Source organism: Pseudomonas sp. PAGU 2196 (assembly GCF_022179005.1).
Classification (GTDB): domain Bacteria; phylum Pseudomonadota; class Gammaproteobacteria; order Pseudomonadales; family Pseudomonadaceae; genus Aquipseudomonas; species Aquipseudomonas kermanshahensis.
The window spans coordinates 226065-235662 of record NZ_BNTL01000009.1 but is presented as its reverse complement, the minus strand read 5'-3'; the positions used below and the strand labels follow the sequence as shown (position 1 = coordinate 235662).

Sequence of the window (9598 nt, the reverse complement as noted above, 5' to 3'; positions counted from 1 at the left end):
AAGGCTGCTCCTACAGGTCGGCGCTGTACCTGCGAAAAGGAGCATCACAGGCCTGCCAGCAAATCCCGGTAATCCTCGACCGCTGCAAACTCCTGGGTGTCGCGAGGTGCCGCCTGGCTATCGGGCTGGCGCACCGCCAGCAAATGCCCCACGCCAAACCGCTGGGCACTGCGCAAAATCGCCAATGTGTCATCGATGAACAGGCTGCGCGCAGGCTCAAAGCCGATATCCGCCTGCAAGGCATCCCAAAACTGTGGGCTCTCTTTCGGATAGCCATAATCATGCGAACTGATCAGCCGCTCGAAATACGGCGCAAGTTCCACCCGCTCCAGCTTCAGTGACAGCGAGTCACGGTGGGCATTGGTGATCATCACCACGCGTTTGCCTGCCTGACGGATGGCGGCCAGGAAGGTGTCGGCGTCCGGGCGCAGGGCGATCAGGTCGGCGATCTCGCGTTTCAGTTCGCGGATCGGCAGCTTCAGTTCACGGCTCCAGAAGTCCAGGCAGTACCAGTTGAGCGTGCCAGCATTGCGCTCGAACAAAGGCTGCAGCTCCATTTCCGCCATGGCCCGGCTCACGCCATGCAGCTCGGCATAGCGCTGGGGCAGGTGCTCCAGCCAGAAGCGGTTGTCGTAGTGCAGGTCGAGCAGCGTGCCGTCCATGTCCAGCAGGACAGTATCGATGGCAGACCAGGGAAGAACAGGCATGGGAAACTCTCGTTCAGTCGGCTAGCCACGGTATAGTAACCCGTTCACGCCAAGGAGCTGCCCCATGCGCCAGAAACCCACCGTCCTTAACCGCGAAATCGTCGCCAGCAGCCGCCTGTTCCGCGTCGAGGCCGTGCAATTGCGCTTCAGCAACGGTGCCGAGCGCACGTATGAACGCTTGGTCGGGCGGGGCAATGGTTACGGGGCGGTGATGATCGTGGCCATGCTCGATGCCGAGCATGCCGTGCTGGTCGAGGAGTACTGCGGCGGCACGGACGAATATGAGCTGTCGCTGCCCAAGGGCTTGATCGAGCCGGGCGAAGACGTGCTGGCGGCGGCGGACCGCGAGCTCAAGGAAGAAGCTGGCTTTGGTGCGCGGCAGCTGGAACACCTGACCGAGTTGTCGCTGTCGCCGGGCTACATGAGCCAGAAGATCCAGGTGGTGCTGGCCACCGACCTGTATGAAGAACGTCTCGAGGGCGACGAACCAGAGCCCATGGGCGTAGACAAGGTCAACCTGCGCGAGCTGTCGGCCCTGGCCATGCACCCGCAATTTACCGAGGGCCGTGCCTTGGCGGCGCTGTACCTGGCGCGCGACCTGCTGATCCAGCGGGGGCTGCTGGAACAATGAACGACCTGCAACTGATGCACGAAGTGGTCAAGCTGGCCCATCTGGCGGGCGAGGCGATTCTGCCGTTCTGGCGGGCCGACGTGGCGGTGACCAACAAGGCCGACGATTCCCCGGTGACCGCCGCCGACCTGGCCGCCCACCGCATCATCGCTGATGGGCTGCTGGCGCTGGCGCCACAGATCCCCGTGCTGTCCGAGGAGGACTGCAACATTTCGCTGGCCGAGCGCCAGGGCTGGAGCCGCTGGTGGTTGGTCGACCCGCTGGACGGCACCAAGGAATTCATTGCGGGCAGTGAAGAGTTCACGGTCAACATCGCCCTGATCGAAAACGGCGTGGTGGTGTTTGGCGTGGTCTCGATGCCGACCAACGGGCGCTGCTACTCGGGTGGGCGCCAGCTGGGTGCTTGGCGTGCCGAGGCGGGGGAAGCTGCCCAGCCAATCCAGGTGCGTAACGCACCGCCTGCTGAGGGCCGTTTCACGGTGGTGGCCAGCCGTCGTCATTCCAGCCCCGAGCAAGAGGCGCTGTTGGCAGGGTTAGGGGCTGCGGTGGGTGAGCTGGACCTGGCCAATATCGGCAGCTCGTTGAAGTTCTGCCTGCTGGCCGAAGGCAGCGCTGATTGCTACCCGCGCCTGGCACCGACGTCGCAGTGGGATACCGCCGCTGCACAGGGCGTATTGGAGGGGGCCGGTGGCGAGGTGATTGGGCTGGATGGCCAGCCGTTCACCTACCCGGCGCGTGAATCCCTGCTCAATCCGTTCTTCCTGGCCTTGCCCCGCACAGCCGCCTGGCGCCAAGCCTTGATCGATCTGGCGTGTAAAGAACAAAACGCGTAACCCTGCGCCTCATGATCCTGTGGGAGCGGGTTTACCCGCGAAGAAGCCAACCCGGTTTCTGGCACCGGCTTCGCCGGTGTTCGCGGGTAAACCCGCTCCCACAAAGTCCCCTGCTAGATCAGCAGGCGTTGTTTCGGTCTATGCGTGTGCGTCAGCGGTGCAGCACGTACTGGCCGCTGAATTTCACGGCAGGCTCGTCACTGCCAGCGTTGCTGACGGTGGTTTCCAGCGTCAAGCGCGCCCGCCCGCGGCGCTGGTACATCGCCACGAAGCGCTCCCAAGCCTTCTCGTCCGGTGCCGCACAGCGGGCCACCGCCGCGCCGGTGACCGGCAGCGGATAGCTGATCTGCCCCTCCTGAATGACGATATGCCCGTCATCGATGCCCAGCTCGCGCAAGCGCAGGTGCAGCCACCCCCAACCCACCAGCACCGCGGCGCAGTACAGGCTGCCGCCGAACATGGTGCTTTTGTGGTTGACGTTGGCTGCCAGCGGCAGTTGCAGGCGCAGGGTGTGCTGCTGCCAATCGATGACCTCCAGGCCCATTTCGCGGGTCAGAGGGATGTCGCTGTGCAGTACGGATTGCAGGTACTGGCTGTCGCTGCTCATGGACGGTTGTCCTCCTGGTCGTCGTGCCCGCCACTGCCGCCGTCAAAATTGAGGCTGTGTTTGCGCAACTTGTCATGCAGGGTCTTGCGGGGGATGCCCAGCGCTTCGGCCAGGCTGCGCATCGAGCTGTGCGGCTGGGCAAGCTCGGCGGCGATCAGCGAGCGCTCGAACTGTTCGACCTGTTCGCTGAGGTTGCCGGTCAATACCGCCGCCGTGGGGGGTGCCGCAGCGGGCGCCTGGCCGTCGAGGGCAAGCTCCAGGCCAAGGGCGAAGCGCTCGGCGACGTTCTGTAGCTCACGCACGTTGCCCGGCCAGTCGTGGCGCAGCAATAAGGCGCGCTGGGCCGGCTGCAGGGTGTGCGGCGGCAAACCGTGGCGCTGGCTGGCGGCGTCGGCAAAGTGCTGGAACAACACCAAAATGTCATCGCCGCGCTCGCGTAGCGGGGGGATGCGCAGCGGCGCCACGTTCAGGCGGTAATACAGGTCGGCCCGGAAGCGCCCTTGGTCAGCGGACTGGCGCAGGTCTTCCTTGGTGGCGGCGATGATGCGGATATCCAGCGGGATCAGCTGGTTGCCGCCTAGGCGTTCGACCACCCGCTCCTGCAGCATACGCAGCAACTTCACCTGCACATCCAGGCTCATGCTCTCGATTTCATCGAGGAACAGCGTGCCGCCATTGGCGAATTCGAACTTGCCGATACGCCGCTTCTGCGCACCGGTGAAGGCGCCGGGTTCGTGGCCAAACAGCTCGCTCTCGACCACCGATTCAGCCAATGCCCCGGCGTTGATGGCCACGAAGGGCCCGTCGCGGCGGCTAGAAAGGTCGTGCAGAGCGCGGGCCACCACCTCTTTGCCGGCGCCAGTCTCACCCAAAATCAGCACATCGGCACGGGTGCCAGCCAAGGCGCCGATCTGCTCACGCAGGCGTAGCATCGTCGGCGACTGGCCCACCAGGCGGGTGGCCAGTTGCTGACGGTCGCTCAAGGCCAGGCGCAGGCTGCGGTTGTCCAGCACCAGGCGGCGCAGGGCCAGGGCCCGGCGCACGCTGTCGAGCAGGGCGTCGCTGGCGAACGGTTTTTCAAGGAAGTCATAGGCGCCGGCACGCATGGCCTGTACCGCCAGCGGCACATCGCCGTGGCCAGTAATCAGCAGCACAGGCAGTTCGCTGTCGCGGCCGTGCAGTTGCTCCAGCAGTTGCAGGCCATCGATGCCCGGCATGCGGATGTCGCTGACCACCACACCGGGCCAGTCGGCTTCGATGCGCTCGGCCAGGCCTTGGGCATCGGCCAGCGCCACCACCTTGAGCCCGGCAAGGTCCAGGGTCTGGCTCAGGGCTTGGCGCAGGTGCGGGTCGTCGTCGACCAGAATCACCTGGGCTTGGCTGTCGATCAGTGTCTCGGGGCTCATGCCGAGGGGTCCTCCGAATTGGGCAGGGTTGCGCCGGGTGCCGCCACGCGCAGTTGCAGGGTAAGCAGGGCACCGCCTTCTGGGTGGTTGGCCAGCAACAGTTCGCCGCCCAGGGCGCGCATCAGGCTTTCGCAGATGGCCAGCCCCAGGCCAAGGCCCTGGGTGCGGGTCTTGGTGGTGAAGAACGGCTCTTTGGCATGCTCCAGTGCCTGGCGGCTGAAGCCCGGGCCGTTGTCGCGGATGTACAGGTAGACGTAGCCATCGCGCTGTTCGGCACTCAGCCAGAGGCGGCGCGGGTTGGCCTTTTCGGTCAGGGCATCGAGGGCGTTGGCCAGCAGGTTGCCCAGCACTTGGCGCAGGCGGGTTTCGCCGGCTTGCACCCACAACGTGGCCTCTGGCAGGTCGCGGATCAGCTCGACGGCCATCGCCCGGCGGCGCTTGGCCAGCAGCGCCAGGGCGTCGTCCAGTGCCGGCTGCAGGGCCACGCTTTCCGGGGCGTGGCGGTCGCGGCGGGCGAAGGCGCGCAGGTGGGCGATGATCGAGGCCATGCGCCCGGTCAGCTCACCGATCAGCTTGAGGTTGCCGCGGGCGTCTTCGGTGCGCTGGTGGTCGAGCAGGATCTCGGCATTTTCGGCGTAGCTGCGGATGGCCGCCAGCGGCTGGTTGAGCTCGTGGCTGATGCTCGCCGACATGGTGCCCAGCACCGACAGCTTGCCGGCCTGGACCAGTTCGTCCTGGGCCCGCACGGCTTCCTGCTGGGCGTTTTCACGTTCGAGCACGGCGCTCTTGAGGCGGGTGTTGAGGCCTTCAAGGTCGGCGGTACGTTCTGCCACGCGCTTTTCCAGCTCTTGACGGCCACGGGCCTCGAAGTCGATGCGGTCGATGTAGTGCCGACGCCGCTGCATCACCAAGCCGGCCAGCAGCACCAGCACCAGCAACGTGCCGGCGCCGATGGCCATCACCGTCTGCACCGAGCGGTCGACCAGGATGCGCGGGGCGAGGATGCTGACCTGCCAGCCGGTTTCCTTGATGTCGCGGGTCTGGGTGATCCACGCGTCCTGGTTCAGCACCAAGGGTTGCGGGGCCTGGGTCGGGTACGGCTGGATGGCGATGATCGCCTGGCGCTCGGCCTCGGTCAGCGCGCGGGTGGCGCGGAAGCGCCAGTCCGGCCGAGAGGTGAGGATGACCACGCCGTTATGGTCGGTCAGCAACAGTTGCTCGGGGGTACGGCCCCAGAGGGTTTCGGTGTGGTCGAGGTCGACCTTGACCACCAGCACGCCCACGGTCCGCTCGCGGTCGCGCACGGCGGCGGCGAAGAAGTAGCCACGCTTGGCCGAGGTGGTGCCCTGGCCAAAGAAGCGCCCCAGGTGGCCGGCCATGGCTTCGTTGAAGTAGGGGCGGAAGGCGAAGTTGCGACCGACAAAACTGTCGTGCTTGTCCCAGTTGGAGGCGGCCAGGGTATTGCCGCTAACGTCCATCAGGTACATGACCTCGGCACCGGTCTGCTGGACGATATCCTTGAGCAGGCGGTTGGCGTTGGTCACCGCTTCCAGGCGGAACGGGTCGGCCAGCACGCCGCGCAGCGCCGGCAGGTCGCCGAGGATTTGCGGCAGGGTTTCGTAGCGGTGCAGGGTGCCCAGCAGGTTGGCGACGTACAGGTCGAGGGTCTGGCGATTCTGCGAAGCCAGCTCTTCCTGGTAATAGCGCTCGGCCAGATGATGCAGCGGCCACAGCAGTGGGATCAGGCACACGGCCAGCAGGGCCAGGCTGCGCCAGCGGGGACGGCGTGGGGGCGTGGGTTTCGCGATCATCAGGTCAATGCGCCAGAAAAGTCTGACGCAATTATGCGCTACTTGAGGCAGTCGATCAGCGCCTGCTGCCAGTGCTGCAGGCTGATATGCCATTGCTGGGCCAAGCGTGAGCAGTCCAAGCGTGAATTGAGCGGCCTGCGGGCGGGTGTGGGGTATTCGCTGGACGGGATCGGCTGCAGTTCGGCACAGGGTAACCCTTGCGCCCGCAACTGCTCGGCGATCGCCTGGGCGAAACCGAACCAGGAGGTCTCACCTTGCGCAGTGAGGTGGTAGGTGCCCCAGTCGCCAGCCTGCCCGGCTTGCCAGCGCTCGATCAGCGTGCGGGTGCTGGCAGCAAGGGTAGCGGCAGACGTCGGCGCGCCAATCTGGTCGTTTACCACGCGCAGTTGGGGCTTTTCCTGCAGCAGGCGCTGCATTGTCAGCAGGAAGTTGCGCCCATACAACGAATAGACCCAGCTGGTACGCAGGATCAGGTGCTGGCCGGCCACCGCGGTAATCGCCTGCTCGCCGGCCAGTTTGCTGTGGCCATAAACCCCCAGGGGGTTGGGCGTGTCTTGTTCGGTATAGGGCGTGGCTTTGCTGCCGTCGAAGACGTAGTCGGTGGAGTAGTGGATGAGCGGCGCACCCAGCCGTGCTGCTTCTTCGGCGAGTACGCGGGGGCCATGGGCATTGATTGCAAAGGCCAGCGCGGGCTCTTGTTCGGCCTGGTCCACTGCCGTGTAGGCGGCAGCGTTTATGATCAGGTCGGGGGCGAGCCGGCGCAGCGGTTCGCGCAGGGCCTCGGGCTGTGCCAGGTCGAGGTGCTCGCGGCCAAGCACGTGTAGCTCGCCAAGCCCGGCCAACTGCGCCTGCAGCGCTTGGGCAACCTGGCCATTACGGCCGCAGACGATGATTTTCATGGCAGCAGTTGCGCCTCGCTCAGCGGTACGCCGACCTTGTCTTTGTCCGACAGCACCGGCGGCCCCGCGAGTTGCCAGTCGATGGCCAGCTCGGCGTCGTCCCAGCGGATGCAACGGTCTGCGCCAGGGTTGTAGTAGTCCGTGGTCTTGTAGAGAAACTCGGCCGATTCGCTGACCACCGAGAAACCGTGGGCGAACCCCGGTGGAATCCACAATTGCCGATGATTATCGGCCGACAGGTGCACCGCGACCCATTTGCCGAACGTGGGCGAATGCCTGCGCACGTCCACGGCAATGTCGCGTATCTCGCCCTGTACCACCCGCACCAGTTTGCCCTGGGTGTTTTCCACCTGATAGTGCAGGCCGCGCAACACGCCTTTGACGGAGCGCGAGTGGTTGTCCTGGACGAAGTCCACGGTGACGCCGGTGTGCTTCGCGAATTCGCGGGCATTGAAGGCTTCGAAGAAGAAGCCACGGCTGTCACCGTATACCGTCGGCTCGATGATCAGTACGTCAGGGATCTCGGTGGGGATGATGTTCATGCAGACTCGTTTGCCAGTTTGCCCAGGTACTGACCGTAACCGGTCTTCTTGAGTTTTTCAGCCTTGGCCAGCAGCTGGTCACGGGTGATCCAGCCCTTGTTGAAGGCGATTTCTTCCAGGCAGGCCACTTTCAACCCCTGGCGGTTCTCGATGGTTTGCACATATTGCGAGGCATCCAGCAGGCTCTCGTGGGTGCCGGTGTCGAGCCAGGCGAAGCCACGGCCAAAGCGCTCCACGCGCAAGTCGCCGCGCTTGAGGTAGGCATTGGTGACATCGGTGATCTCAAGCTCGCCGCGCTCCGAGGGGCGAATGCCTTTGGCGATTTCGACCACGTCGTTGTCGTAGAAGTACAGGCCCGTCACGGCATAGCTGGACTTGGGCTTGGGTGGCTTCTCTTCGATGGACAGCGCGTTGCCCTGCTCGTCGAACTCGACCACACCGAAGCGCTCCGGGTCCTTGACCCAATAGCCGAACACCGTGGCGCCGCGGGGGTGGCTGACCGCGCGCTGCAACTGTTCGGTGAAGCTCTGGCCGTGGAAGATGTTGTCACCGAGGATGAGGCAGACCGAGTCGTCACCAATGAACTGCTCACCGATCAGGAACGCCTGGGCCAGGCCGTCGGGTGATGGTTGCTCGGCATAGCTGATGCGAATGCCAAACTGGCTGCCATCGCCGAACAGCTGGCGATACTGAGGCAGGTCCTGGGGCGTGGAGATCAACAGGATGTCGCGGATATCGGCAAGCATCAGCACCGAGATCGGGTAGTAGATCATCGGCTTGTCATAAATCGGCAGCAGTTGCTTGGATACCCCGAGGGTGATGGGGTGCAGGCGGGTGCCGGATCCTCCGGCCAGGACGATGCCCTTGGTCATGCAATGAGCTCCTTGATGTCGGTATTGCCCAGGCGTTCCCCCTGGTAGCTGCCATCCTGGACATGGCGGCACCACTGCAGGTTATCCAGGTACCACTGCACGGTCTTGCGCAGCCCGGTGGCGAAGGTTTCCTGCGGTACCCAGCCCAGCTCCCGTTCGATCTTGCTGGCATCGATGGCATAGCGCAGGTCATGGCCGGGGCGGTCTTGAACGTAGGTGATCAGGTCTGCATAACGGGCTACACCTTCAGGGTGCTGTGGCGCCAGCTCGTCGAGCAGGGCACAGATGGCGTGGACCACGTCGAGGTTCTTCTGCTCGTTGTGGCCGCCGATATTGTACGTTTCGCCGACCTCGCCGCGGCTCACCACCTCGAGCAACGCCCGGGCGTGGTCTTCGACGAACAGCCAGTCGCGCACCTGCTGGCCATTGCCGTACACCGGCAGTGGCTTGCCGGCCAGGGCATTGAGGATCATCAGCGGTATCAGCTTTTCAGGGAAATGGTACGGGCCGTAGTTGTTCGAGCAGTTGGTGATCAGTACCGGCAGGCCATACGTGCGGTGCCAAGCGCGTACCAGGTGGTCCGAGGCGGCCTTGCTCGCCGAATAGGGGGAGCTGGGCGCATACGGCGTGGTCTCGTGGAACAGGTCGTTGGCGCCATGCAGGTCGCCATACACTTCGTCGGTGGAGATATGGTGAAAGCGAAATGCACCGCGCTGCTCGGCAGGCAGGCGGATCCACCAGGCACGAGTGGCTTCGAGCAGGGCATAGGTGCCGACGATATTGGTCTGGATGAACGCCGCCGGGCCGTCGATCGAACGGTCCACATGGGACTCGGCAGCCAGGTGCATGATCGCGTCGGGCTGGAAGCGCTCAAGCACGGCACTGACTGTCGCCGCATCGGCGATATCGGCCTGGACGAATTCGTAACGGGTATTGTTGGCGATGCTTTGCAGCGACTCGAGGTTGCCGGCGTAGGTCAGCTTGTCGAGGTTCAGCACTTCGTGTTCGGTATTGCCGATCAGGTGACGGACCAGCGCCGAGCCAATGAAGCCGGCGCCGCCTGTGACGAGTATGCGCATCTCAAGTCGCCTCTGGAAAACCAAGTTCTATGGCATGCAGCCTAGCTCGTCGGCTAGGGTGGTGGCAGACAAATATCATAGGTTTGAGCGTGATGATGGTAGATATGCCGATTGATATCGATTTAATAAGCGATAAGGCTTTGCCGATCGGCTATTTTTGCTTTTAAAGCCGATATATATCGGTTATAAATTTGCCATCGTTGCTCCTACC

The 9598-nt window shown here is 64.1% G+C and carries 10 protein-coding genes; 2 read left to right on the top strand and 8 right to left on the bottom strand.

What is annotated here, in order from left to right; genetic code table 11:
* Positions 1-44: 44 nt before the first annotated feature.
* On the bottom strand, positions 45-707 hold the full coding sequence (yrfG, locus tag MFF34_RS09195; RefSeq protein ID WP_027595199.1) for a GMP/IMP nucleotidase: 663 nt from the start codon (positions 705-707) through the stop codon (positions 45-47).
* A gap of 64 nt (positions 708-771) precedes the next feature.
* Here yrfG and nudE point away from each other — a divergent pair, with 64 nt between their 5' ends.
* Together nudE and cysQ are read left to right on the top strand one after the other, a co-directional pair.
* Entirely contained in the window at positions 772-1338 is a 567-nt protein-coding gene (gene nudE / locus MFF34_RS09190; RefSeq protein ID WP_238212643.1) for an ADP compounds hydrolase NudE, read from the top strand.
* Positions 1335-2171, top strand: coding sequence for a 3'(2'),5'-bisphosphate nucleotidase CysQ (gene cysQ, locus MFF34_RS09185; RefSeq protein ID WP_238212641.1), 837 nt, complete (start codon positions 1335-1337; stop codon positions 2169-2171). The genes nudE and cysQ overlap by 4 nt, the downstream gene beginning before the upstream one ends.
* Before the next feature lie 151 nt (positions 2172-2322).
* Here cysQ and MFF34_RS09180 read toward each other — a convergent pair whose 3' ends face one another.
* Genes MFF34_RS09180 through rfbB form a run of 7 tightly spaced genes read right to left on the bottom strand, consistent with a single transcriptional unit; the run spans position 2323 to position 9387 of the window.
* Positions 2323-2778, bottom strand: coding sequence for a YiiD C-terminal domain-containing protein (locus tag MFF34_RS09180; RefSeq protein WP_027595202.1), 456 nt, complete (start codon positions 2776-2778; stop codon positions 2323-2325).
* Positions 2775-4184, bottom strand: coding sequence for a sigma-54 dependent transcriptional regulator (locus MFF34_RS09175; RefSeq protein ID WP_238212639.1), 1410 nt, complete (start codon positions 4182-4184; stop codon positions 2775-2777). The genes MFF34_RS09180 and MFF34_RS09175 overlap by 4 nt, the downstream gene beginning before the upstream one ends.
* Positions 4181-5995, bottom strand: coding sequence for an ATP-binding protein (locus MFF34_RS09170; protein ID WP_238212630.1), 1815 nt, complete (start codon positions 5993-5995; stop codon positions 4181-4183). Before MFF34_RS09170 ends, MFF34_RS09175 begins: the two co-directional genes overlap by 4 nt.
* Positions 5996-6033: 38 nt before the next feature.
* Positions 6034-7008 (bottom strand): dTDP-4-dehydrorhamnose reductase, encoded by a 975-nt coding sequence (rfbD, locus tag MFF34_RS09165; protein ID WP_374707386.1) that lies wholly within the window; start codon positions 7006-7008, stop codon positions 6034-6036.
* Positions 6891-7436 carry a dTDP-4-dehydrorhamnose 3,5-epimerase gene (rfbC, locus tag MFF34_RS09160; RefSeq protein WP_238212629.1) on the bottom strand — a complete coding sequence of 182 codons (546 nt, stop codon included), beginning with the start codon at positions 7434-7436 and terminating at the stop codon, positions 6891-6893. Before rfbC ends, rfbD begins: the two co-directional genes overlap by 118 nt.
* Entirely contained in the window at positions 7433-8308 is an 876-nt protein-coding gene (rfbA, locus tag MFF34_RS09155) for a glucose-1-phosphate thymidylyltransferase RfbA (protein ID WP_238212627.1), read from the bottom strand. Before rfbA ends, rfbC begins: the two co-directional genes overlap by 4 nt.
* A complete protein-coding gene (gene rfbB / locus MFF34_RS09150) occupies positions 8305-9387 on the bottom strand; it encodes a dTDP-glucose 4,6-dehydratase (protein WP_238212624.1) in 1083 nt (360 codons plus the stop codon). The genes rfbA and rfbB overlap by 4 nt, the downstream gene beginning before the upstream one ends.
* Between the last annotated feature and the right edge of the window lie 211 nt (positions 9388-9598).